At 67.6% G+C, this 22,742-nt stretch carries 21 protein-coding genes; 4 read left to right on the plus strand and 17 right to left on the minus strand.

Features of this window, described 5'->3' with window-relative positions:
- Positions 1-86 precede the first annotated feature (86 nt).
- From GB880_RS02405 to hutI, 10 genes are all read right to left on the minus strand, one after another.
- On the minus strand, positions 87-857 hold the full coding sequence (locus tag GB880_RS02405; protein WP_154550506.1) for an amino acid ABC transporter ATP-binding protein: 771 nt from the start codon (positions 855-857) through the stop codon (positions 87-89).
- 3 nt (positions 858-860) lie between these two features.
- A complete protein-coding gene (locus GB880_RS02410) occupies positions 861-1,523 on the minus strand; it encodes an amino acid ABC transporter permease (protein WP_154493150.1) in 663 nt (220 codons plus the stop codon).
- A complete protein-coding gene (locus GB880_RS02415) occupies positions 1,523-2,170 on the minus strand; it encodes an amino acid ABC transporter permease (protein ID WP_154493148.1) in 648 nt (215 codons plus the stop codon). The genes GB880_RS02410 and GB880_RS02415 overlap by 1 nt, the downstream gene beginning before the upstream one ends.
- Before the next feature lie 61 nt (positions 2,171-2,231).
- The gene (locus tag GB880_RS02420) at positions 2,232-3,050 is read right to left on the minus strand and encodes a transporter substrate-binding domain-containing protein (RefSeq protein WP_154493146.1); all 819 of its coding nucleotides are present in this window, start codon (positions 3,048-3,050) and stop codon (positions 2,232-2,234) included.
- Positions 3,051-3,126: 76 nt separating this feature from the next.
- Positions 3,127-4,791: a urocanate hydratase gene (hutU, locus tag GB880_RS02425; protein ID WP_154493144.1), complete on the minus strand. Its 1,665-nt coding sequence runs from the start codon at positions 4,789-4,791 to the stop codon at positions 3,127-3,129.
- 12 nt (positions 4,792-4,803) lie between these two features.
- Positions 4,804-5,961 (minus strand): acyl-CoA dehydrogenase family protein, encoded by a 1,158-nt coding sequence (locus GB880_RS02430; RefSeq protein WP_154493142.1) that lies wholly within the window; start codon positions 5,959-5,961, stop codon positions 4,804-4,806.
- The gene (locus tag GB880_RS02435) at positions 5,954-7,108 is read right to left on the minus strand and encodes a CaiB/BaiF CoA transferase family protein (protein ID WP_263467255.1); all 1,155 of its coding nucleotides are present in this window, start codon (positions 7,106-7,108) and stop codon (positions 5,954-5,956) included. The genes GB880_RS02430 and GB880_RS02435 overlap by 8 nt, the downstream gene beginning before the upstream one ends.
- On the minus strand, positions 7,105-7,896 hold the full coding sequence (gene hutG / locus GB880_RS02440; RefSeq protein WP_263467256.1) for an N-formylglutamate deformylase: 792 nt from the start codon (positions 7,894-7,896) through the stop codon (positions 7,105-7,107). The genes GB880_RS02435 and hutG overlap by 4 nt, the downstream gene beginning before the upstream one ends.
- Positions 7,893-9,434: a histidine ammonia-lyase gene (gene hutH / locus GB880_RS02445; RefSeq protein WP_263467257.1), complete on the minus strand. Its 1,542-nt coding sequence runs from the start codon at positions 9,432-9,434 to the stop codon at positions 7,893-7,895. The genes hutG and hutH overlap by 4 nt, the downstream gene beginning before the upstream one ends.
- Positions 9,427-10,629, minus strand: coding sequence for an imidazolonepropionase (hutI, locus tag GB880_RS02450; protein ID WP_154493140.1), 1,203 nt, complete (start codon positions 10,627-10,629; stop codon positions 9,427-9,429). Before hutI ends, hutH begins: the two co-directional genes overlap by 8 nt.
- A gap of 91 nt (positions 10,630-10,720) precedes the next feature.
- Between hutI and GB880_RS02455 the strand changes: the two genes are divergently transcribed.
- The 3 genes from GB880_RS02455 (at position 10,721) to GB880_RS02465 (ending at position 13,634) form a co-directional block, all read left to right on the plus strand.
- Positions 10,721-12,082, plus strand: coding sequence for a formimidoylglutamate deiminase (locus tag GB880_RS02455; RefSeq protein WP_154493138.1), 1,362 nt, complete (start codon positions 10,721-10,723; stop codon positions 12,080-12,082).
- Complete coding sequence (locus GB880_RS02460) at positions 12,079-12,780, plus strand: GntR family transcriptional regulator (protein WP_263467258.1); 702 nt, start codon at positions 12,079-12,081, stop codon at positions 12,778-12,780. Before GB880_RS02455 ends, GB880_RS02460 begins: the two co-directional genes overlap by 4 nt.
- 65 nt (positions 12,781-12,845) lie before the next feature.
- Positions 12,846-13,634, plus strand: a complete 789-nt coding sequence (locus tag GB880_RS02465) for an inositol monophosphatase family protein (protein ID WP_154493134.1) — start codon at positions 12,846-12,848, stop codon at positions 13,632-13,634.
- 30 nt (positions 13,635-13,664) lie between these two features.
- Here GB880_RS02465 and GB880_RS02470 read toward each other — a convergent pair whose 3' ends face one another.
- Positions 13,665-15,824: a lytic transglycosylase domain-containing protein gene (locus tag GB880_RS02470; RefSeq protein WP_263467259.1), complete on the minus strand. Its 2,160-nt coding sequence runs from the start codon at positions 15,822-15,824 to the stop codon at positions 13,665-13,667.
- Between the two features lie 106 nt (positions 15,825-15,930).
- Between GB880_RS02470 and dapA the strand changes: the two genes are divergently transcribed.
- Positions 15,931-16,806 carry a 4-hydroxy-tetrahydrodipicolinate synthase gene (gene dapA, locus GB880_RS02475; RefSeq protein WP_154493132.1) on the plus strand — a complete coding sequence of 292 codons (876 nt, stop codon included), beginning with the start codon at positions 15,931-15,933 and terminating at the stop codon, positions 16,804-16,806.
- A gap of 68 nt (positions 16,807-16,874) precedes the next feature.
- On the opposite strand, the gene GB880_RS02480 is transcribed toward dapA, so the two are convergent.
- From GB880_RS02480 to GB880_RS02505, 6 genes are read right to left on the minus strand one after another with little or no spacing between them, the layout of a single operon-like run.
- Entirely contained in the window at positions 16,875-17,243 is a 369-nt protein-coding gene (locus GB880_RS02480; protein ID WP_154493130.1) for a Na+/H+ antiporter subunit G, read from the minus strand.
- Between the two features lie 11 nt (positions 17,244-17,254).
- Positions 17,255-17,524: a K+/H+ antiporter subunit F gene (locus GB880_RS02485; protein WP_154493128.1), complete on the minus strand. Its 270-nt coding sequence runs from the start codon at positions 17,522-17,524 to the stop codon at positions 17,255-17,257.
- Positions 17,521-18,012: a Na+/H+ antiporter subunit E gene (locus tag GB880_RS02490; protein WP_154493126.1), complete on the minus strand. Its 492-nt coding sequence runs from the start codon at positions 18,010-18,012 to the stop codon at positions 17,521-17,523. The genes GB880_RS02485 and GB880_RS02490 overlap by 4 nt, the downstream gene beginning before the upstream one ends.
- Positions 18,009-19,505: a monovalent cation/H+ antiporter subunit D gene (locus GB880_RS02495; RefSeq protein WP_154550696.1), complete on the minus strand. Its 1,497-nt coding sequence runs from the start codon at positions 19,503-19,505 to the stop codon at positions 18,009-18,011. The genes GB880_RS02490 and GB880_RS02495 overlap by 4 nt, the downstream gene beginning before the upstream one ends.
- Positions 19,505-19,852, minus strand: a complete 348-nt coding sequence (locus GB880_RS02500; RefSeq protein ID WP_154493124.1) for a Na+/H+ antiporter subunit C — start codon at positions 19,850-19,852, stop codon at positions 19,505-19,507. The genes GB880_RS02495 and GB880_RS02500 overlap by 1 nt, the downstream gene beginning before the upstream one ends.
- Complete coding sequence (locus tag GB880_RS02505; protein ID WP_154493122.1) at positions 19,852-22,656, minus strand: monovalent cation/H+ antiporter subunit A; 2,805 nt, start codon at positions 22,654-22,656, stop codon at positions 19,852-19,854. Before GB880_RS02505 ends, GB880_RS02500 begins: the two co-directional genes overlap by 1 nt.
- Positions 22,657-22,742 lie beyond the last annotated feature (86 nt).

Here is a 22,742-nt window from a genome sequence, read left to right on the forward strand (position 1 = left end):
GGGCGCACGAAGCAATGCCGCGGCGATGCAAAGACCGTGCCGCCGCGTCCGGGGACGCGGCGGTTTGGCGGCGCTGTCGGCAGGAATCAGAAGCTGTTGCGTTCGTGATATGTGCGCAGGAACCCCTGGATGCGGGGATCGTCGGGTTGGTGCAGGATGCGGGCGGGGCTGTCCACGCCCACCAGTTCGCCCTTTTCCATGAAGGCGACCTGATCGGCGACATGGGCGGCAAAGCCCATTTCATGGGTGACCACGACCATGGTCATGCCTTCGCTGGCCAGCGCCTTCATCACGTTCAGCACCTCGCCCACCAGTTCGGGGTCAAGCGCGCTGGTCGGTTCGTCGAACAGCATCAGGCGCGGTTCCATGGCGATGGCGCGGGCGATGGCCACGCGCTGCTGCTGGCCGCCCGACAGCCGCGCGGGATGGTTGTCCATCTTGTCGGCCAGCCCGACCTTGGCCAGCGCCTCGGCGGCGCGACGCTGGGCCTCGGGGCGGGCCATGCCGCGCACCCGGATCAGCCCTTCGGCCACATTGTCGCGTGCGGTCATGTGCGGCCACAGGTTGAACTGCTGGAACACCATGCCGATGCCGCGCCGCATCTCGCGCAGCGCCCGCCCCGACATCCGCCGCCCCGGAGCCTCATAGCCGATCAGCTTGCCGTCGATGCGGATTTCGCCCGAATCGTATTCCTCGAGAAAGTTGATACAACGCAGCAGCGTGGACTTGCCCGATCCCGATGGTCCGATCAGGCAGGTGACCTTGCCGGGCGGAATGGACAGGTCCACATCCTTCAGCGCATGGAACGGGCCGTAGAACTTGTTGACCTTGCGGATCTCGACGGCAGAGGCCTGCATCGCTCAGGTCCTTTCGATCAGATGTTTGGTGATACGGGTTTCCAGCCGGCGTCCCACCCGGCTGATGGTTTCGACCAGCAGCCAGAAGAACAGCGCCAGCACCACATTGGCCTCCAGATAGCGGAAGGTCTCGGTGGACATGCGGCTGACCTGATACATCAGCTCGGGCACGGTGATGATCGACAGGATCACCGTTTCCTTGGTCAGGATGATCGAGAAATTGACCAGCGCCGGCAGCGCCGACACCAGACCCAGCGGCAGCAGGATGCGCCGCACGATGGTCGGTTCGGTCATGCCGATGCTGCGCGCGGCCTCGATCTGGCCATGCGGCACCGCCCGAAAGCCCGAGCGGAAGATTTCCGCGAAATAGGGGCTGCCATAGATGGTCAGGCCCAGCAGGCCCGCCGGCAGCGCGTCCAGCCGCAGCCCGATCAGCGGCCCGCCGTAATACAGCACGAACAGCTGCACCAGGAACGGGGTGCCGCGGATGATCTCGATATAGGCCTGGATCAGCCAGCGCAGCCAGCGCGGGCCATAGCGCTGCATCAGCGCGATGATCAGACCCAGCGCCATGGAAAAGATCGTGCCCAGGATCCAGCACAGGATGGTGACGCCAAAGCCGCGCAGCAATGCGGGGCCGTATTGCTGAAAGATGCCCAGTTCCATCACACCGCCGTCCTGTGTTCCAGATAACGTCCCAGCGCCGCCAGGCACAGGTTGATCGCCAGATAGATGCAGGCGGCGGCGATATAGACCTCGAGCGGGCGGAAGGTGGTCGCGGCCTGCGCCTGGCTGGCGCGGGTGATTTCCAGGATGCCGACCACCGACACCAGCGAACTGGCCTTGACCAGCAGGATCAGTTCGTTGACCAGCGCAGGCAGCGACATGCCGAAGGCCTGCGGCAGGATGATGCGGGTCCAGACGTCGCGCGGACCCATGCCGATGGCCACCGCCGCCTCGGTCTGGCCGCGCGGCAGGGCGGCGATGGCGCCGCGCCAGATTTCGGAAATATAGGCGCTGGCGCAGATACCCACCGAAATCACCGCCGCGGCGATGGGCGGGATGTCGATGCCGATCACCGGCAGCGAATAATAGAACACCAGCAGTTGCACCAAGAGCGGCACCCCGCGCAGGAAACTGACCCAGACCCCGGCAAAGCGGCGCAAGAGCGCATAGGGCGACAGCCGCGCCGCGCAGATCAGCGTGCCGATCACCAGCCCCAGCGCGATTCCCAGCACCGAAATCAGCAGCGTGTAGCGGGCCGCCATCAGCAGGGGCCAGAAACTTTCCAGAAAGACGGGGACAGAGAACATGCGCGCCTCGACTTGGCCGGTCAGGATGGGCGGGCGGGGCCGCGACCCCGCCCGCCTGCGATCATTCGGTCGGAACTTCGCGCGGCAGTTCGGTATAGGTGCCCAGCCACTTTTCCTGGATGGCCTTGACGCGGCCGTCATCGGTCATCTTCAGCAGGGCATCGTTGATTGCCTTGGCCAGGGTTTCGCTGTCGGCTTCCTTGCGCAGCACCCAGGCGAAGTATTTCGGCTCGCCGAACTGGGCGGGCTCGAACAGGGCAAAGGTCTCGGGCCGGTTCTTGACCAGATAGGTCAGGTTCGGCAGCGATCCGGCCACCGCGTCCAGCCGGCCGGCGGCCAGGTCGGCATAGGCTTCATCGGTGGTGCCGTATTCCTTGATGGTGATGCCGCCCAGCTTTTCGCCATAGGCCTGCAACTGCTTGAACTGCGCGGTGCCCTGCTGCACGCCGACGGTCTTGCCCTTGATGTCCTCGGGCTTGGTCAGATCGGCATTGGCCGCGGCCTTGACCAGCGACACGGTGGCATCGGCGATCGGCAGGGTGAAGGTATAGCGCTCGAGCCGCTCGGGGGTGATGGTCACCGGCGCGATCACGATGTCGAACTTCTTCACCTCAAGGCCGGGCAGTTCGGCCGGCCAGGGAATGTCCTGATAGACCGGGGTGACGCCCAGTTCCTTGGTCACCTCGTCGAACAGGTCCTTGGTCATGCCTTCGTAGGTGCCGTTGTTCAGCATGTCGAAGGGCGCGTAATGCATGTCGGTGGCGGTGACGATCTTGCCCGCCGCCTTGATGTCGGCCAGCTGATCGGCCTGGGCGGCGCTGCCCAGCGCCAGGGCGGTCAGGCCGAACAGCGCGGCCTTGAGGCTGTGGGAAAACTTCATCTTCGGTTGCTCCTTGTTGGACGGAGGGGTTTGTCTGGGCGCGGCGCCGGTGCGTTGCGACCCCGCGCCCCTTTGATCAAAGGATCGCGGGCAGATTCAAGCCATGCTCGCGCGCGCAGTCCAGCGCGATCGCATAGCCCGCATCGGCGTGCCGCATGACGCCGGTGGCAGGATCGTTCCACAGCACCCGGGCAATGCGACGGTCGGCATCTTCGCTGCCGTCGCAGCAAATGACCATCCCCGAATGCTGCGAAAAGCCCATGCCGACGCCGCCGCCATGGTGCAGCGACACCCAGGTCGCCCCCGAGGCGGTGTTCAGCAGCGCGTTCAGCAGCGGCCAGTCGCTGACCGCGTCAGAGCCGTCCTGCATCGCCTCGGTCTCGCGGTTGGGCGAGGCGACGCTGCCGCTGTCGAGATGGTCGCGGCCGATGACGATGGGCGCCTTCAGCTCGCCCGTGCGCACCATTTCGTTGAAGGCCAGCCCCAGCTTGTGCCGCAGCCCCAGCCCCACCCAGCAGATGCGCGCCGGCAGGCCCTGGAAGCTGATGCGCTCGCGTGCCATGTCCAGCCAGTTGTGCAGATGCGGGTCATTGACCAGTTCCTTGACCTTCTGGTCGGTCTTGTAGATGTCCTCGGGGTCGCCCGACAGCGCCGCCCAGCGGAACGGCCCGATGCCGCGGCAGAACAGCGGCCGGATATAGGCGGGCACGAAGCCCGGAAAGGCAAAGGCGCGGGTAAAGCCTTCCTCCAGCGCCATCTGGCGGATGTTGTTGCCGTAATCGACGGTGGGGATGCCGGCATCGGCAAAGGCCACCATCGCCTCGACCTGCAGCCGCATCGAGGCGCGGGCCGCCTTTTCCACCGCCTTGGGGTCGCTTTCCTGTTTCGCGCGCCATTCGGCCACGGTCCAGCCGACCGGCAGATAGCCATGCACCGGGTCATGGGCGCTGGTCTGGTCGGTGACGATGTCGGGGCGCACGCCTCGGCGCACAAGTTCGGGAAACACCTCGGCCGCATTGCCGATCAGCGCCACCGATTTCGCCTCGCCCGCCTTGGTCCAGCGGTCGATCATCGCCAGCGCCTCGTCAAGGTCGTGGGTCTTTTCGTCGACATAGCGGGTGCGCAGGCGGAAATCGGCGCTGGCCTCGTTGCATTCGACCGCCAGGCAGCAGGCGCCGGCCATCACCGCGGCCAGCGGCTGGGCGCCGCCCATGCCGCCCAGACCGCCGGTCAGGATCCACTTGCCCTTCAGGTTGCCGCCGTAATGCTGGCGCCCGGCCTCGACAAAGGTTTCGTAGGTGCCCTGCACGATCCCCTGCGAGCCGATATAGATCCAGGATCCGGCGGTCATCTGACCATACATGGCCAGGCCCTTGCGATCCAGCTCGTTGAAATGATCCCAGGTTGCCCAATGCGGCACCAGGTTGGAATTGGCGATCAGCACCCGCGGCGCGTCCTTGTGGGTCTTGAACACGCCGACGGGCTTGCCGGATTGCACCAGCAGGGTTTCGTCGTCCTCGAGCCGCTTCAGGCTGTCCACGATCAGGTCGAAATCCTTCCAGGTGCGGGCGGCCCGGCCGATGCCGCCATAGACCACCAGCTCATGCGGGTTTTCGGCGACGTCGGGATGCAGGTTGTTCATCAGCATCCGCATCGGCGCCTCGGTCAGCCAGCTCTTGGCGGTGATCTCGGGGCCGGTGGGGGGATAGATGTCGCGGATATTGTGACGGGGATTTTCCATGTCTGTCTCCGTTCAGGCCAGCATGTTGCCGGAAATGATGGTGCGTTGGATTTCCGATGAACCTTCGTAGATGCGCATGATCCGCAGGTCGCGGCAGATGCGCTCGACGGGAAAGTCGCGGGTATAGCCATAGCCGCCGTGCAGTTGCAGCGCGGTGTCGGCGATGCGTCCGGCGGCCTCGGATGCGGCCAGCTTGGCCATGCTGGCGGCCAGCGAAAAGCGCCCGCCGCCGCCGTCGTGGGCCGCCTGGCGCTGGCGCGCCGCGTCCTGTGCCAGCAGCAGGGCCGCGCGATAGGCCACGCCCATGTCGGCGATCATCCAGCGGATGCCCTGGCGGTCGGTCAGCGGCATGCCGCCGATCACGCGCTGGCGGGCATAGTCGATGGCCGCGGTCATTGCCGCCTGCGCCATGCCCAGGCATTGCGCCGCGACCTCGATGCGGCCGTTGTCCAGCACCTGCATGGCGGTGCGAAAGCCGCGGCCTTCCTCGCCCAGCAGCGCCTCGGGTGGCAGGTGGCAGTCGATGTTGAGCGTGAACACATGCCCGCCGCGCAGCCCCATGGTGCGTTCGGCCGATCCCGCCTGCAGCCCCGGCGTGCCCCTAGGCAGGATGAAGGCGGAAATGCCGCGATGGCCCAGCGCCGGGTCGGTCACCGCATAAACCACGATGAAATCCGCCACCCCGCCGTTCGAGATGAAGCATTTCGTGCCCTTGAGGTGCCAGCCCTCGGCGGTGCGGCGGGCGCGGGTCTGCATGTCGGCGGGATCAGAGCCGGCGGTGGGCTCGGTCAGGGCAAAGGCGCCCAGCGCCGCGCCCTCGGCCGCGGGCGGCAGCCAATGCTGCCGTTGCGCCTCGGTCCCGCCGATCAGGATGGAATCGGTGGCCAGGTAATGCGCCGTCAGCGCCGATGCGGTCGAGCCGCAGGCCCCCGCCACGATCGCCACCGCAGACAGCAGCGCCGGTGCCGAGATGCCCGAACCGCCATAGGCTTCGGGCAGGTTCGCGCCCATCATCCCGGCCTGGCCCAGGATCGCCAGCTGATCGTGGACGAAACGCCCGCTTTCGTCGGTTTCGGCGGCGCGCGGCGCGATCTGTTCGGCGCAGATGCGGCCCAGCACGTCGCAAAACAGCCGCTCTTCCTCGGCCAGCATGTGCCAATCGTCATTCATGGGTCGCCTCCTTCAGTCCGAACATGCGCAGGATCGCCGCGCGGTCTGCCCCGAGCTGCGGCGCCGATGTCGCCGCCAGCGGCTTGTCGCCATCAAAGCGCACCGGCTGGCCGACGACGGGCGCCCGACCCAGCACCGGATGCGGCAGGTCCTGCACCAGACGCCGTGCGCGGGCGTGCTCGCTGCCTGCCGCCTGGGCGATGTCCCAGATCGGCGCCGCCGGCAGGCCCGCGCCGGCAAGCGCGGCCACCGCCTGTTCGGTCTCGAGCCCCCGCGACCAGGTCTCGATCAGCGCCTTCAGCGCCGGTTCATGGGTGGTGCGGCTTTCGTCGCTGGCAAAGCGCGGGTCGTCGGCCGCCTCGGGGGCGCCGATCAGCGTGGCCAGCGCCGCGAACTGCCGCCCCGACAGCACCGCGATCACCACCTGGCCGTCGCGGGTGGCAAAGCAGCCGAAGGGCGTGGACAGCGGATGGCGGTTGCCCACCCGCTGCGGCAGCAGCCCTGCATACAGGTGCAACGCATGGCTGGTGGTCAGCATGGAAAACAGCGCGTCATACATGGCCACATCCAGCACCGCCCCCTGCCCCGAGCGGTCGCGCCCCACCAGGGCCGCCAGGATCGACCAGCTTGCAAACAGCCCCGCGATCAGGTCGGCGATGCTTTCGCCGGTTTTCAGCGGCGCGCCGCCTTCCTCGCCGGTGCCGGCCATCAGCCCCGACATCGCCTGCACGACCAGGTCATAGGCCGGCAGGTCGCGAAACGGCCCCTGCTGCCCAAAGCCCGAGATCGAGCAATAGATCAGCCGCGGATTGGCCGCGCGCAGCTGATCGGCGCCCAGCCCCAGCCTGGCGGCAACACCGGGGCGAAAGTTTTCGACCACCACATCGACGCGCGCGGCCAGATCGCGGGCCAGCGCCAGATCCTTGGGCTGCTTCAGATCCAGGACCAGGCTGTGCTTGCCGCGGTTGTTCAGGGTGAACAGCGCGCTTTCGCCGTCGCGGAACGGGCCGATATGGCGGTAGTCATCGCCCGCAGGCGGCTCGATCTTGATGATGCGCGCGCCCAGATCGGCCAGCAGAGCCGTGCAATAGGGACCGGCCAGCACCCGCGACAGGTCCAGAACGGTGATGCCCTCGAGCGGCTTCATGGCCGAACCTCGGGCGCCAGTGCGGCCAGGCGTTCCAGGATCGCGCGCAGCGCGTCGCGCAGCGGCTCGGCCCGGGCGGGGTCATAGGCAAAGGGCGGGGCCTCGCTGGCCAGATGCGTGGATTGCGCCAGCTCCATCTGGATCGCATGCACGCCCTGGGCCGGCTGACCGTAATGGCGCGTGGTCCAGCCGCCCTTGAAGCGCCCATTCAGCACATGGCTGCGGCCGGTGGCGGCGCAGAGTTGCAGCGCCGCCGCCTCGATGCGCGGGTCGCAGGACTGGCCGCTGTTGGTGCCGATGTTGAAATCGGGCAGCGTGCCCTCGAACAGGAACGGGATGTGGCTGCGGATCGAATGGCAATCATACAGGATCGCCACCCCGTGCCGGGCCTTGACGCGCGCGATCTCGGCCGCCAGCGCGGCGTGATAGGGGGCGTGGAACCGGGCCTTGCGGGCCGCGATATCGTCGGCGGTCGGCGGCTGGGTCCAGATCGGCTGGCCGTCGAAATCGGTCAGCGGCACCAGCCCGGTGGTGTTCTGCCCCGGATACAGGCTGGCATCGTCGGGCCCGCGGTTGGCATCGATGACATAGCGGTGGAAGGTGGCGCGCACCGTGGTCGCGCCGGGCAGCAGGCCGTCATAAAGCCGCTCGATATGCCAGTCGGTGTCGGCCAGGATCTGGCCGCGATCATTCAGCCGGGCGCGGATGTCGTCGGGCAGCCAGGTGCCGGTATGGGGCAGGCCCAGGATGACCGGGCCATCGCCGCGGCTGACCTCAACCGGGGTCACGGCCGCACCTCGGCCAGCAGATCGGCCGGAACCGCGGCCACCAGTTCGCCCTCGCGGATCAGCCGCGCGGCCTCGACCAGGTCGGGGGCCATGTAGCGGTCCTGGTCCAGCGCCGGAATCGTCCGGCGCAGCGTGGCGATCACCGCCTGCAGCGGCGCCGAGGTTTTCAGCGGCGCGCGAAACTCGACCCCGGCGGCGGCGCACAGCGCCTCGATGCCCAGGATATTCGCCAGGTTGGCATTCATCCGCTTCAGCCGCCGCGCGCCATGGGCGGCCATGCTGACGTGGTCTTCCTGATTGGCGCTGGTCGGGGTGGAATCGGTCGAACAGGGCGTCGCCAGATGCTTGTTTTCGCTCATCAGCGCGGCCGAGGTCACCTCGGCGATCATCATGCCGCTGTTCAGTCCCGGATCGGGGGTCAGGAACGGCGGCAGATCATGGCTGAGCGCGGGGTCCACCATCAGCGCAATGCGGCGCTGGGAAATGGCGCCGATTTCGGCGATGGCCAGCGCGATCTGGTCGGCGGCAAAGGCCACCGGCTCGGCATGGAAGTTCCCGCCCGAGACGATCGCCCCCGCCTCGGTCAAGACCAGCGGGTTGTCGGTGGCGGCATTGGCCTCGATTTCCAGGGTGCGGGCGGCCTGGGACAGCAGGTCGATGCAGGCGCCCGTCACCTGCGGCTGGCAGCGGATGCAATAGGGATCCTGCACCCGGCTGTCGTCGGTGCGATGGCTTTCGCGGATCTCGGACCCCTGCATCAGCCCGCGAATGGCGGCGGCGGCGACGATCTGCCCGCGATGCCCGCGCAGGCTGTGGATTTCCGCAAGAAACGGCGCGGTCGAGCCCATGATCGCATCGGTCGACAGCGACGAGGTGACCAGCGCCGCCCGCGCGGCGGCAAACGCATCGAACAGCCCCGCCAGCGCGAATGCGGTCGAAGCCTGGGTGCCGTTGATCAGCGCCAGCCCCTCTTTGGCGGCCAGCACCACCGGGCGCAGGCCGGCGGCGGCCAAGGCCTCGGCCCCCGACATCTCGCGGCCCTGCCATGTGGCGCGGCCCTCGCCCAGCATGGCGGCGGCCATATGCGCCAGCGGCGCCAGATCGCCCGAGGCGCCGACCGAGCCCTGCGCCGGGATGACCGGCAGCACGCCCTGCGCCAGCATGCCCTCGATCAGGGCGATGACCTCGGGGCGGATGCCCGAGGCGCCGCGCCCCAGCGACAAAAGCTTCAGAACCATCATCAGCCGCACGGTCTGCGGCTCGACCGCCTCGCCCACGCCGCAGCAATGCGACAGGATCAGGTTGCGTTGCAGCGTCGCGGTGTCCTCGGCCCGGATCTTGATCGAGGCCAGCTTGCCGAAGCCGGTATTGACGCCATAGACCGGAACCTCGCCATTGGCGGCGGCGCTGACGCGCGCGGCCGAGGCGGCAATGGCCGGCCGGGCGCTGTCGGCCAGACGCACGGCCAGGCCTTCGCGCCAGACGCGCTGCAACTGTTCAAGCGTGGTTTCGCCGGGGGTCAGGATCAGTTCAGACAAGGGCGCCTCCGAAGATGCGGGCATGAAGGGGGTTGAAGCCGATGCGATAGCTCAGCTCGGCCGGGTGCTGGACGTTCCAGACCGCAAGGTCGGCGCGCATGCCCGCGGCGATGCGGCCGCGATCGGCCAGGCCCAGGGCGCGGGCGGCGTGCCAGGTCACGCCCGCCAGACATTCGGCGGGCGTCAGCCGGAACAGGGTGGCGCCCATGTTCATCGTCAGCAGCAGCGATGTCAGCGGCGAGGTGCCAGGGTTGCAATCGGTGGCCAGAGCCATCGGCACGCCCGCATCGCGCAGCGCCTGCACCGGCGGCAGCCGGGTTTCGCGCAGCGCATAGAAGGCGCCGGGCAGCAGCACCGCGATGGTGCCGGCGGCGGCCATCGCGTCGATACCGTCCTGACCCAGATATTCCAGATGGTCGGCCGACAGCGCCCCGCGCCCCGCCGCCATCGCCGCCCCGCCCAGGTCCGACAGCTGTTCGGCATGCAGCTTGATCGGCAGGCCAAGCTGGCGGGCATGGTCGAAGATCGCGGCCATTTCCGCGCGCGAAAAGGCGATGCCTTCGCAAAAGCCGTCCACGGCGTCGATCAGATCCTCGGCATGGGCGGCATCCATGCCGGCGATGACCACGTCGCGGATATAGGCCTGGCGGTCGCTGGCGTATTCGGGCGGCAGCGCATGGGCCGCAAGCCAGGTGGTTTCGACGTGAATGTCGCGCCGTTCCGCGATCAGTCGGGCGACGCGCAGCATCTTCAACTCGCTGGCCAGATCCAGGCCATAGCCCGACTTGACCTCGATCGTGGTCGCGCCTTCGGCGATCAGATGATCGACCCGCGCCAGCGCCATGCGCAGCAGCTGCGCCTCGTCGGCGGCGCGGGTAGCGCGCACGGTGGACAGGATGCCGCCGCCGGCGCGGGCGATATCCTCATAGCTGGCGCCCTCCAGCCGCATCTCGAATTCGCGGGCGCGGTCGCCGCCAAAGACGACATGGGTGTGGCAATCGATCAGCCCCGGCGTCACCAACCGCCCGCCCATGTCCCGGCGCGGGCCCGCGGCATGACGTTCGGGCAGTTCTGCAACCGGACCGACCCAGCTGATTCGGTCATCCTCGATCACCAGGGCACCCTGGTCGATCAGGCCATAACCGGCTGTGTTTTCGTCGATCGTGGCGATCTGGGCATTGGTCAGAATCTGCATCCCCGCCGGTCCCCGATTGATTTTCATTGCGTCTATGTCTAAACTTATTTCAACGCTATGTCTAAACTTATTTTGCCGGAAAGGGCGCGCGATGGAAACGATCTGGGCACAGTGGGCCTTGCTGCCGCAGGGCTGGGCGCGGAATGTTCGGGTAACGCTGGACCAGGGTCGCATCACCGGCGTGGACAGCGACCAGCCCGAACAGGGGCACCGGGTGCCGCTGCTGCTGCCGGCACTGGTCAATCTGCACAGCCATGCCTTTCAGCGCGCCATGGCCGGCCTGTCCGAGGCGCGCGGGCCGCATCCGCGCGACACCTTCTGGACCTGGCGCCAGATCATGTATCGCTTCCTGGACCACCTCGAGCCCGATGACATCGAAACCATCGCCGCGCTGGTGCAGATGGAGATGCTCGAAGCGGGCTATGCCACCAATGTCGAGTTTCACTATCTGCACCATGCCCCCGGCGGCCGGCCCTACGCCGATATCGCGGAAATGGCCTGCCGCATCGCCGCCGCGGCCGCCCGCAGCGGCATCGGCCTGACCCTGCTGCCGGTGCATTACCAGTTCGGCGGCACCGACCGGCGGGCGCTGGTGTCGGGCCAGGATCGGTTCGGCACCACGCCCGAGCAGTTCCAGCACCTGCTCGAGGCATCCGAGGCCGCCTTGGCCGCCCTGCCCGCCGATACCGGCATCGGTGTCGCGCCCCATTCGCTGCGCGCCGTTTCGCCCGAGGGGCTGGCGCTGTGCGCGGCGCTGCGCCCCGACCGGCCGCTGCATATGCATCTGGCCGAGCAGATCCCCGAGATCGAGGAGATCAGCGCCGCCTATGGCCGCCGGCCGGTCGAATGGCTGCTGGATCATCACCAGCCCGACAGGCGCTGGACGCTGATCCACCTGACCCACATGACCGAGGACGAAAACCGCCGCCTTGCCGCCACCGGCGCCACCGCGGGCCTGTGCCCGATCACCGAGGCCAGCCTGGGCGACGGCATCTTCGACGCCACCACCTGGCGCGAGGCCGGCGGGCGGCTGGGCTTTGGTTCGGACAGCAATATCCGGATCACCCTGACCGAGGAACTGCGCGCCCTGGAATACAGCCAGCGCCTGCGCGACCGTGGCCGCGCCATACTGGCCAGCCGCGAACATTCGACCGGCAGGGTGCTGTATCAGGCAGGGCTGGACGGCGGCGCCACCGCGGCCGGCCGCGACACCGGCGCCATCCGCGCCGGGCTGTGGGCCGACCTGGTCGCCATCGATCTGGACAATACCGTCATGGCCGGGCGCGAGGGCGATCAATTGCTGGACAGTCTGATCTTTGCCGGCCATGACCGGCTGATCCGCGATGTCTGGGCAGCCGGCCGCCATGTGGTCCGCGACGGCCGCCATATGGACCGCGACCGCATCATCGCCGATTATCTGCGCACCATTGCCCGGCTACAGGACCGCATGTGACCGAAAGATCCGCCAGCAAGGCCCAGGCCATCATCGCCGAGGTGCGCCGCCGCATCGTCGACCGCGAATGGCGTCAGGGCGATCGCATCCCCGACGAGGCCGAGCTGGCGGTCGAGTTCGGCGTCGCCCGCGCCACGGTGAACAAGGCCCTGCAGACCCTGGCCGAGGAAGGCCTGCTGGACCGCAAGCGGCGCGCGGGCACCCATGTGACCGTCAACCCCGCGCGCAAGGCCACGCTGACCATTCCCATCGTGCGCGAACAGATCGAACAGGCGGGGATGGTCTACAGCCACCGGCTGGTGGCGCAGCGGCGCAGCCCGCTGCCCGCCGATGTCGCCCGGCGCATGGCCCTGCCGCAGGGCCAGCCGCTGATCCATCTGCGCACCGTTCATTTCGGCGATGACCGCCCGTTCCAGATCGAGGACCGCTGGCTGAACCCCGAGGCTGCGCCGGGCAGCGACGCGGTCGATTTCCAGCGCATAAATGCCAACGAATGGCTGGTGCGCAACTTTCCATGGTCGCGCGCCGACATGGCGTTTTCGGCCGAAAACGCCAATGCCCGCGATGCGCGGTTGCTGGATACCCGTCCGGGCACCGCGCTGCTGATCCTGGAACGCACGACCTGGAACGACCTGGGGGCGATCACCTCGGTCAGGCTGGCCTTTCACCCCGGATATCGGCTGATCGCCACGCCCTGAGCCTGCGACTTCACTTTCGGCCGCGCTTGTCCTAAACGGGGGCCAATCCCCAAAAAGGAAACCCCATGGCCAGCGCCAATCTCAACATCATGATCAAGGCCGCGCGCAAGGCGGGCCGCAGCCTCGTCAAGGATTTCCGCGAGGTGGAAAACCTGCAGGTCTCGGTCAAGGGCGCGGGCGATTTCGTCAGCCGCGCCGACCGCGAGGCAGAACGCATCATCAAGGAAGAACTGCGCGGCGCGCGGCCGAACTATGGCTGGATCGGCGAGGAGACCGGCGAAGAGGCCGGCGAGGATCCGACCCGGCGCTGGATCGTCGATCCGCTCGACGGCACCACCAACTTCCTGCACGGCCTGCCGCATTGGGCGGTCAGCATCGCGCTCGAGCACAAGGGCGAGATCGTGGCGGCGGTGGTGTTCGATCCGGCCAAGGATGAACTGTTCACCGCCGAAAAGGGCGATGGCGCCTTTCTGAACGATCGCCGCATCCGGGTGTCGGCCCGCCGCCAGATGATCGAATCGATCTTTGCCACCGGCGTGCCCTTTGGCGGCCGCGGCACGCTGCCCGCGACGCTGCGCGACCTGTCGCGGCTGATGCCGGTGACCGCCGGCGTGCGGCGCTGGGGCGCGGCCTCGCTGGACATGGCCTATGTCGCCGCCGGCCGCTACGAAGGTTATTGGGAACGCGGCATCAAGTCCTGGGACGTTGCCGCCGGCATCCTTCTGGTCAAGGAGGCAGGCGGATTCGCCGAATCGATCCGCAGCGACGCCAGCCCCATCGAATCGGGCAGCATCCTGGCCGCCAACCCGCAGGTCTTCGACGAATTCGCCGGCATCCTGCGCAGCGCCGACTGATTCCGCATCCGGCCCGTTGTCGTCACGCCGTCATTGCGTGACAGTGCCGGGCGGGCTGGCCTTTTCGGCCTCGGCCGCCGCGGTCTGTTCGGCTGCGGGCGGCCCCAGCACCTCGGCCAGGACACCGCCGGCTGCATAATGGCGCAGGGCGCGTGCCGACAGCATCGGCCGGGCCGAAACCGCCAGCCGCACCGGCGGCGCCGGCGGGGCCGGGCGGATGCCGCCGCCGGTCAAGTCCCAGCTGGGCACCAGCGGCACCGGCGCCCCCTTGATGCGGGCGCGATAGATCGGCAGCGATTCGGCCACGCGCATCACGTAATTGCGGGTTTCGTCAAAGGGGATCATCTCGACCCAGTCGACAGGATCCACGCTGTCGCGCAGATCGCCAAAATCCTGCAACCAGCGCGCCGAACGGCCGGGCCCGGCGTTATAGCCCGCCGCCACCAGCGCGATCGAGGGGCCGAAACGTTCACGCAACCCGCGCAGATAGGCCGCGCCCAGCCGCGCGTTATAGGCCCCGTCCCGCGTCAGCCGCGCCTGGTCGAAAGGCTCGCCCAGACGCCGGGCCATGGCCCGGGCGGTGTCGGGCATCACCTGCATCAGCCCCAGCGCCCCGGCATGTGACGCCACCGTCGGGTTGAACTCGCTTTCGCGGCGGGCAATGGCCATGACCAGTTCCGGCGGCAGGTCCAGCTCCTGCTGTTCCAGGCCGGTCAGCGGGAAATAGGCGGCGGGATAGACCACGCCCTTGGCGGCGGCGGCCTTGGCCAGGCGCAGCGCATGCCAGGGCAGACGCATTTCCAGCATCAGCCGCGCCATGCGGCCGATATCCTCGGGCGCGGCCGTTTCCGCCAGATGCAGAAAGAACCTCTGGCCCTGATCGGGCTGTCCGGCGGCCATCAACCACACGCCAGCCTGCCAGATGCGATCATTGCGCAGGGCCGCGCCGCGCCATTCCGGCAAGCTGTCCCAGCCCTGGCCGGGCAGCGCCAGCTCGGCCTGCATCCCCAGCCCCAGCCGCTCGGCGGCCAATTGGCCATACCAGGCCGATTGCCAGCCCGCCGCACGTCCGAAGGCCGCCTCTGCCTCGGCCGCGCGGCCAGCCCGCTCATGCGCCCGGCCTTGCCAGTAAAGCGCCCGCGACAGCGAGATCGGACTGGCCGAGGCACGCTCAAGCCGCTGGAAATGCGTCAGCGCACGGTCGGCCGCACCTGCGCGCAGCGCGCCATAGCCGGCCAGCCATTCCAGATCCAGAAAGGCCTCGCTGCCCTCGGGCAGGAAATGCGCGCCCGCCAGCCGCTCGGCCAGCGCCCAATCGCCACGGCGCAGGGCAGCACGGGCATAATCGGCACGTTTTCCCGCCCAGGCGGCCGGGTCGCGCAGCGCCTCGGCGCTGGTCGAGCGTTCCAGCATCAGATCGCGCGCCAGGTCGGGCAGCTTGGCCCATACCCGCCAGCGAAACCGGTCGAGCGCCAGGCCGGCATCGGCCTGCTGCGCGGCGGGCAGCGCCAGGATCAGCGCATCCACCCCGGCCTGCCCCGATTGCAGTGCCAGCCGCGCCCTGCCCAATGCCTGCGCCGCGGGCGAGGCCATGGGCAGCACCACCTGCGCGGCCTGCCATTCCCCCAGATCCAGCAAATGCGCCAGCCGCGCATCGTGCAGGTCGGCCACATCTTCGCCATGCGCGGCCAGAAACTGCTGCGCATCCGCCGCGGTCAGCGGCTGTTCCTGCCAGAAACGCCGCGCGGCCTGACGCCCGGCCTCGGCATCCGTGGCCTTCAGCGCCGCGACCAGCGCCAGCGCCCCGTTCACCGTATCGGGCGCGCGCGTTCCGAACCAGGCGATCACCTCGGCCGGCGGCAGGTCGGGGCGCAGCAGCGCATCGCCGCGGCGCCAGAACAGCGCCATTCCCGGCCAGTCGGCATTGCGGGCGGCAAAATCGCGATACTCGGCCCAACTGCCCTGGCCCGCACGCAGGCGCTGCCACAGCACCAGATCGGTGGCGATGGGTCCGGATTGCGCCGCCAGCCGACCGGCCTGTTCCCAGTCGCGCGCGCCCGCAGCCGCCAGGGCACGCGACAGCGCCCCCAGATCCTCGGCCGCCGCCGGCGGCGTGGCCAGCGCCAGCAGCAAGGCCAGCATCGGCATCAGGCGCCCCAGGCGCAGCGTGCTGTCACGCAAAGGATACATCATGGCTTCATTTCTGCGTGGTTGCGGGCGCCGCCGCAACTCACATCCTTGGCAAGCGGCGGCGCTGGATGTAAGGCCATGCGGCAATCAATGTCAGGATAAGCAGATGTTCAAAGGCTCCATGCCCGCGCTGGTCACGCCATTCACCCCGGATGGGGAACTGGATCTTCCCGCGCTGCGAAAGCTTGTGGACTGGCATATCGAGCAGGGTTCTCACGGATTGGTGCCGGTGGGCACCACCGGCGAAAGCCCGACGCTGAGCCACGAAGAACACCGCCTGGTCATCGAAGAGGTCGTGCGCATCACCGCCGGCAGGGTGCCGGTGATCGCCGGTGCGGGGTCGAACTCGACCCGCGAGGGGATCGGGCTGGTCCAGCATGCGCAAAAGGCCGGAGCCGATGCGGCGCTGGTCGTCACCCCCTATTACAACAAGCCTACCCAGCAGGGGCTGATCGCGCATTACACCGCCCTGCACGATGCCAGCGACCTGCCCATCATCATCTACAACATCCCCGGACGCTCGGTCATCGACATGACGCCCGAAACCATGGGCGAACTGGCACGACTGCCGCGCATCGTCGGCGTCAAGGATGCTACCGGCAAGCTGGAGCGGGTGTCGATGCAACGCGCCAGCTGCGGCCCTGACTTCATCCAGCTGTCGGGCGAGGATGCCACCGCGCTGGGCTTCAACGCCCATGGCGGGGTCGGCTGCATTTCGGTCACCGCCAATGTGGCCCCGCGGCTATGCGCCGAGTTCCAGCAGGCGACGCTGGCCGGGGATTACGCCAAGGCGCTGGAATACCAGGACCGGCTGATGCCGCTGCATGTGGCCATTTTCCTTGAACCCGGTGTCGCCGGGGCAAAATACGCCCTGTCGCGTCTGGGCATGTGCGACGAACGCGTGCGCCTGCCGCTTGTCGGGCTGTCGGACCAGACCCGCGGGCGGATCGACGAAGCCATGGCGCATGCCGGCCTGATCTAGGGCCGGCTCCGCGACAGACCCGTCGGCGCGCGGATGCTGTCTGCAATCAGCGCGCAGGTTTCAAGACACTAGCGCGGCAGGTCCGGCTTTTCCGGATCGTCGAACACGGTCCAGACCCGGCCATGGGGCGGCGGCGGCAGTTCGCGCCGCTTCCATCCCAGGTGCATATGCGCCTTGGCGATGAAATAACCGGTCACCGGCGCGGTGATGAACAGAAACAGCGTGATCAGCAGCTCATGCCAGGTGATTCGGCCCAGGTGGGTCGGAAACCAGATCATCGAGGCGATCAGCGTCGTGCCTACCCCCAGCGTCGCCGCCTTGGTCGGGGCGTGCAGGCGCGTCATCGGATCGGGCAGCTTGACCAGGCCATAGGATCCGACCAGCCCGAATATCCCGCCGATGACCAGCAGCGCGGAAACAACGATCTCGGCGATCATGTCCTATCCCCCTATTCGATGATGTCGCCGCGCAGGACGAATTTCGCATAGGCCACGGTCGACACGAATCCCATCATCGCAAACAGCAGCGAGGCCTCGAAATAGATTGCGGTGCCGCGATCGATGCCAAAGATGGTCAGCAGAGCGATCATGTTGATCGCCATCGTATCCAGCGCCAGAACCCGGTCCGACAGACCCGGCGCCACCACCACCCGATACAGGCAGAAAAGCTGCGCCAGCCCGAAACAACCGTAGGCAAAGCTCAGGGCAAGCTCGATCATTCGAAAATCTCCTTCAACCTGGCCTCGTATCGCGTCTTGATGTCATGCAGCACCGCATCCGGATCGGGGGCGTGCATGGCATGGACGAGCAGCGCGCGCCCATCGTCGGACATGTCGCAGCTGACAGTGCCCGGGGTCAGCGTGATGGTCGACGCAAGCGTGACGATCGCCTCGGGCCGGGTCAGGTCCAGCGGCACAACGATCCAGGCCGGGCGCAGCGCATGACGCGGCGTGAACAGAACGATTCGCGCCACGGTGAAATTGGCCCGCACAATGTCCCACAACACCAGGGCGACATAGGCCGGCACCTTGCCCGGTCGGGTCAACCCCCGCGCGCCGGGCCAATAGGGCGCGGTCAACCACGGCACCACCAGCCCCAGCATCGCGGCAAAGATCAGCGAACCCACCGACCAGCCATTCACCAGCAGCAGCCAGGTCGCCGTCAGCACCAGCGACAGCCAGGGATGGGGGAACAGACGGCGCATCATTTCGTGCCCTCCTGTTGCAGCAGGACGGCGGGCAGGTAGCTGTCGGGATCATGCAGCTGCGCCGCGGTCTGGCTGGCAAAGCGCATTGCCGGCTGCGCAAGCAGGCTCAGCGCCACCAGACCCGCCAGCAGCAGCCCCACGGCCAGAACCGCCAGTGGCGGCATCGGTTCGCCCGTCGCCGGCCCGTCGCTTTTCCAGAACAGCAACGAGCCGGCACGGCTGAACCCGTAGATCGCCACCAGCGAGGTGACCAGGATTACCGTCCATATCCAGACGACCGCAGGCGATTGCAGGCTGGCCTGCATCACCAGCAGCTTGCCGATAAAACCCGACAGCGGCGGCATCCCGGCAACGGCGATGGCGCTGACAAAGAACAGTGCCGCCAGCGCGCCCGGCAGCCGGGCGCCCGGACGCAGCCACAGATCGCCGCGACGCTGGCCGATCAGATCCACCACCAGGAACAGCGCCGCGCCTGCCAGGGTGGAATGGACAAGGTAATAGATCGCCGCCGCCGTGGCCTGCGGCGTGAACTGGGCCACCGCGATCACCAGCGTGCCGACCGAACCGATGATGGCAAAGGCCGCCATCCGCCCCAGGTGCCGCGCGCCCAGAATCCCGAACTGGCCAATGACCAGCGTGAACAGCGCCGCCGGCAGCAACAGGTCCGCGACCACCGTCTCGATCACCGCGTCGCGGGGAAATACCATGGTGAAGAAGCGGATGATGCCATAGACGCCCACCTTGGTCATGATCGCAAACAGCGCCGTCACCGGTCCCGGCGCGTTCGCATAGGTCGAGGGCAGCCAGAAATGCAGCGGCACCAGCGCCGCCTTGATGGCAAACATCAGCATCAGCAGCACCGCCCCCACCCGCAGCAGGGCAGTGTCCTGGGCGGGCATCTCGGCCACGCGCTGCGCCATGTCGGCCATGTTCAGCGTTCCCGTGACCGCGTAAAGCACGCCCAGCGCCGCCAGGAACAGGGTCGAGCCGGCCAGGTTGAAGGCGATGTATTGCACCCCGGCGCGCAGCCGCATCTCGCCGCCGCCATGGATCATCAGCCCGTAGCTGGCGATCAGCAGCACCTCGAAGAACACGAACAGGTTGAAGGCGTCCCCGGTCAGGAAGGCGCCGCAGACACCCATCAGCTGGAATTGCCACAGCGCATGGAAATGCCGGCCGCGCCGGTCCCAGCCAGCGCCGATTGCATAGATCAGCACCACCAGCGCCAGCAGCGCCGTCAGCGCCACCATCAGCGCCGCCAGCCGGTCCAGCATCAGCACGATCCCGAAAGGCGCTGCCCAGTTGCCCAGGCGATAGACATGCACCTGTCCGCCATGCGCCTGCGCCAGCAGCATCCCCCCCAGCAGCAGCAGCAGCGCGGTGCCGGTCAGCGACAGCAGCCGCTGGCCGCGCAGATCCTCGCGCAGGGTCAGGATGATCAACGATCCCATCACCGCCGGCAACAGCACCGGCGCGATCAGCACGTGATCCATCATGCGCGGTCCTCCGGCTCGCGGTCGGCGCGGGGCATGTCGACCCGGTCATCGCCGCCTTCAAGGAACGCGCCCAGGGCCATCATCACCAGAACCGCGGTCATGCCAAAGGAGATCACGATGGCGGTCAGCACCAGCGCCTGCGGCAAAGGGTCGCTGTGGGGCGCGCCCTCGACCAGGATCGGCGGCGCCCCGACCATCAGCCGGCCCGAAGAGAACAGGAACAGGTTGATCGCATAGCTGAGCATGGTCATGCCCAGCACCACCGCAAAGCTGCGCCGACGCAGGATCAGATAGATGCCGGCAGCCGTCATCATCCCGATCGCACTGGAAATCAGCAGTTCCATCAGCGCACCTCCGCCTCGCCGCGCGCCTGCCGCGCGATCCGCGCCAGCGAGTTCAGCGCCAGCATCACCGCGCCCAGCACGCACAGAAAAACGCCCAGGTCGAAGCCCATGGCCGAGGCCAGTTCGAACTTCTCGATCCCGGGCAGCTTCACATAGCCGAAGGCCGAGGTCAGGAACGGCCGGTCGAAGAACCATGCCCCGATGCCGGTCACCCCCGCAGCGATCACCCCCGCCCCGATCAGCGCGTGGTAATTGATGCGCTGGCGCTGTTCGGCCCATTCATAGCCCGAGGCCATGTATTGCGATACCAGCGCCACCGACACCACCAGACCGGCGATAAAGCCGCCGCCCGGCATGTTGTGCCCGCGCAGGAAGATGTAGATGCCGATCACCAGCAGGAAGGGCAGCACCAGCCGCGTCGGCACCACCAGCATCAGCGGATGACGTTCGCCCGCGCGGCGGCTGTCGTGCGACCAGTTGCGCAACCGCGCCCCCGAACGGCCCTGGAACAGGTTTTCGGTCAGCGCAAAGATGGTCAGCGCCGCGATGCCCAGCACGGTGATCTCGCCAAAGGTGTCATAGCCGCGGAAATCGACCAGGATGACGTTGACCACATTGGTGCCGCCGCCCAGCTTGTAGCTGTTGGCCAGCATGTAGTCCGAAATCGTCGGAAAGGCGAAGCCGCTGCGCATCACCACATAGGCCAGCGCCCCGAAGCCCAGCCCGGCAGCCACGGCGATGAAGGCATCCAGCCCGCGCTTGCTGTCGGCGCTGTCCACGATGGTGAACTTCGGCAGGAAGTTCAGCGCCAGCAACAGCAGGATCACCGTCACCACCTCGACCGAGATCTGGGTCAACGCCAGATCCGGGGCCGACAGATAGACAAAGGCGCAGGATACCATCAGCCCGATGATGCCCACCAGGACCAGCGCCAGGATGCGCAGACGGTGGAATGCGACCATGCAGGCGGTCGCGACCATCAGCATGACCCATCCGATCAGAACCACCGGCTCGACCGGCAGCATCGGCCGGGTGGCGCCGCCATAGCGGCCGGTGGAAAAGGCCCACAGCCCGCTCAGCAGCACCGTCAGCACGAAGGCGGCAAAGGCGCGCGACATCGACCCGTTGGTCAGCCGCCCGGTCAAGGCCACCGCGGCGCGCGTCACCGCCGCGACCACGGCATCGAAGGTGGCCTTGGCGTCGGGCCAGGCCACCTGCCGGCGCAGCGCCACCAGCCGCGGCTGCAACGCCAGCAGCACCGCCCCACCCAGCACCGCGATCACCGACAGCTTCAGCGCCAGGGTGACACCGTGCCACAGCTTGAAATGCGGATGCACCTCGGCCCCGGTAACCGCGCCTGCCGCCGCCTCGACCAGCCAGCCGGCCATCAGGTTCGGCATCAGCCCGATCAGCACCACCAAGGCCACCAGCACCACAGGCGAGGCCAGCAACCCCGGCCCGGGATCGTGCGGGCGATGCGGGTAATCGCTGCGCTCGGGGCCCAAGAACACCTGCCAGATCAGCCGCAGCGAATAGCCCACGGAGAGCATCGCCCCCAGCGTGGCCAGCGCAGCGATCAGCCAGGGCTGGCCGTGCCAGCTGGTCTCAGCAGCCTGTTCAAGCATCAGCTCCTTGGACAGAAAGCCGTTCAGCGGCGGAATCCCCGCCATCGACAGTGCCGCCAGCGTGCAGATGACAAAGGTCACCGGCATCAGCCGGCGCAGCCCGCCCAGACGGGCCACCGAACGGGTGCCGGCCTCGTGGTCGATGATGCCGGCGACCATGAACAGCGCCGCCTTGAAGGTGGCATGGTTGACGATGTGCAGCATCGCCACCACCGCCGCCGCCTTGGTGCCAAAGCCCAGCAGCATCGTGATCAGCCCCAGATGCGACACCGTCGAGAACGCCAGCAGCGATTTCAGATCGTCGCGGAACAGCGCGATCCAGGCGGCCAGCACCATGGTGATCAGCCCGCCGGTGGCCACCAGATAAAACCAGGCCTCGGTCCCGGCCAGCACCGGCCACAGCCGGGCCAGCAGGAACAGCCCCGCCTTGACCATTGTCGCCGAATGCAGATAGGCCGAGACCGGCGTGGGCGCGGCCATCGCGTGCGGCAACCAGAAATGGAACGGGAACTGCGCCGATTTGGTGAATGCGCCCAGCACGATCAGCAGCAGCGCCGGCAGATAAAGCGGGCTGGCCTGGATCGCCGGCCCGGCCTGCAGGATATCGGAAAGCTCGAAGCTGCCGGCGACCTGGCCCAGAAGCAGCATCCCCGCGATCATCGCCAGCCCGCCCATGCCGGTCACGGTCAGCGCCATGCGCGCGCCTTGCCGCCCCTCGGCCTTGTGGCCCCACCAGCCGATCAGCAGAAAGGACGACAGCGAGGTCAGTTCCCAGAACACCAGCAACAGCAGGATGTTGTCCGACAGCACGATGCCCGTCATCGCGCCCTGGAACAGCATCAGATAGGTCATGAAGCGCGGAAAATTCTCGCGCTCGGACAGGTAGAAGCGGGCATAGGTGATGATCAGCACCCCGATCCCCAGGATCAGGATGCCGAACAGCAGCCCCAGCCCGTCGATGCGAAAGCTGGCGTTCAGCCCCAGCGACGGCAACCATTCCAGACGGGTCATGACCGGCTGGCCAGCCATGACCGCAGGAACATGCAGGCAAAGCCCGATCAAGGCCGCCAGACTGGCCAGGCCGCATGCAAGCGCCGTGGCATTCCGACCCAGACGATAAAACAGGCCCGGCAACAGGGCCCCGACGAAAGGCAAAAGAGCAATCACAGCAGGAGACATGCGGTTTTGTTTCGGGGTGGGGCCCTTTTGTCAAGCCAAACCGGAACTTGCACCTGTTCGATGTTCGCCTTTCGTGCTAGCGATGG

The sequence above is a fragment of the Paracoccus sp. SMMA_5_TC genome (assembly GCF_009696685.2).
In the GTDB taxonomy this organism is placed as follows: domain Bacteria; phylum Pseudomonadota; class Alphaproteobacteria; order Rhodobacterales; family Rhodobacteraceae; genus Paracoccus.